Origin of the sequence: Tersicoccus solisilvae (assembly GCF_014643255.1) — a bacterium.
Taxonomy (GTDB): Bacteria; Actinomycetota; Actinomycetes; order Actinomycetales; family Micrococcaceae; genus Tersicoccus; species Tersicoccus solisilvae.
Genome location: NZ_BMJI01000040.1, coordinates 1 through 1,757 on the forward strand (window position 1 = coordinate 1; position 1,757 = coordinate 1,757).

1 rRNA gene is annotated in these 1,757 nt (G+C 52.3%); it reads left to right on the forward strand.

The features are described from left to right. Positions 1 to 1,757, forward strand: a 23S ribosomal RNA gene (locus IEX22_RS16130); the annotation flags it as partial.

Genomic DNA, 1,757 nt, shown 5'->3' on the forward strand with positions numbered 1-1,757 from the left:
GAGTGTTAACTGCGCGTTTAGTTGCTAGGTGTAGACCCGAAACCCGGTGATCTAGCCATGGGCAGGTTGAAGGTTGAGTAACATCAACTGGAGGACCGAACCGACTAATGTTGAAAAATTAGCGGATGACTTGTGGCTGGGGGTGAAAGGCCAATCAAACCGGGAGATATCTGGTTCTCCTCGAAAGCTATTTAGGTAGCGCCTCGGACGAACACCTTTGGGGGTAGAGCACTGTTAAGGCTAGGGGGTCATCCCGACTTACCAACCCTTTGCAAACTCCGAATACCAAAGAGTGCTATCCGGGAGACAGACGGCGGGTGCTAACGTCCGTCGTCAAAAGGGAAACAACCCAGACCGTCAGCTAAGGTCCCAAAGTAATTGCTAAGTGGGAAACGATGTGGGAAGGCTTAGACAGCTAGGATGTTGGCTTAGAAGCAGCCATCATTTAACGAAAGCGTAATAGCTCACTAGTCGAGTCGGCCTGCGCGGAAGATGTAACGGGGCTAAGCAATTCACCGAAGCTACGGGTACTGATGCTTGCATCAGTGCGGTAGAGGAGCGTTCTGTAAGCCGTTGAAGGCGAAGGGGTAACCCACGCTGGAGGTATCAGAAGTGCGAATGCTGACATGAGTAACGATAAAGGGGGTGAAAAACCCCCTCGCCGAAAGACCAAGGGTTCCTGTCCAACGTTAATCGGGGCAGGGTGAGTCGACCCCTAAGGCGAGGCTGAAAGGCGTAGTCGATGGGAAACGGGTTAATATTCCCGTACTTCTGCTAACTGCGATGGAGAGACGGAGAAGGCTAGGCCAGCGCGGCGTTGGTTGTCCGCGTTTAAGGTAGTAGGTGGTGTGCTTAGGCAAATCCGGGCACACATACACTGAGAGCTGATGACGAGTCCCTACGGGGATGAAGTGGTTGATGCCATGCTTCCAGGAAAATCTTCTAAGCTTCAGGTTAGTAGGAATCGTACCCCAAACCGACACAGGTGGTCGGGTAGAGAATACCAAGGCGCTTGAGAGAACTCGGCTGAAGGAACTAGGCAAAATGGTACCGTAACTTCGGGAGAAGGTACGCTGCCGGCGGTGAAGACCTCGCGTCGTAAGCTGCTGGCAGTCGCAGATACCAGGTGGCTGCAACTGTTTATCAAAAACACAGCACTGTGCAAAATCGCAAGATGACGTATACGGTGTGACGCCTGCCCGGTGCCGGAAGGTTAATTGATTGGGTTATCTTCGGAGAAGCTCATGATCGAAGCCCCAGTAAACGGCGGTGGTAACTATAACCATCCTAAGGTAGCGAAATTCCTTGTCGGGTAAGTTCCGACCTGCACGAATGGAGTAACGATGGCCACGCTGTCTCCAGCCGAGACTCAGTGAAGTTGAAATTGCGGTGAAGATGCCGTATACCCGCGGCTAGACGGAAAGACCCCGTGAACCTTTACTATAGCTTGGCACTGAACATTGACCCTACATGTGTAGGATAGGTGGGAGACTGTGAAGATGAGACGCCAGTCTTGTTGGAGTCAACCTTGAAATACCACCCTTGTAGTGTTGATGTTCTAACCTGGGCCCCTAATCGGGGTTAGGGACAGTGCCTGGTGGGTAGTTTGACTGGGGCGGTCTCCTCCCAAAGAGTAACGGAGGAGCACGAAGGTTGGCTAAGTACGGTCGGACATCGTACGGTTAGTGTAATGGCATAAGCCAGCTTAACTGCGAGACAGACACGTCGAGCAGGTGCGAAAGCAGGTCATAGTGATC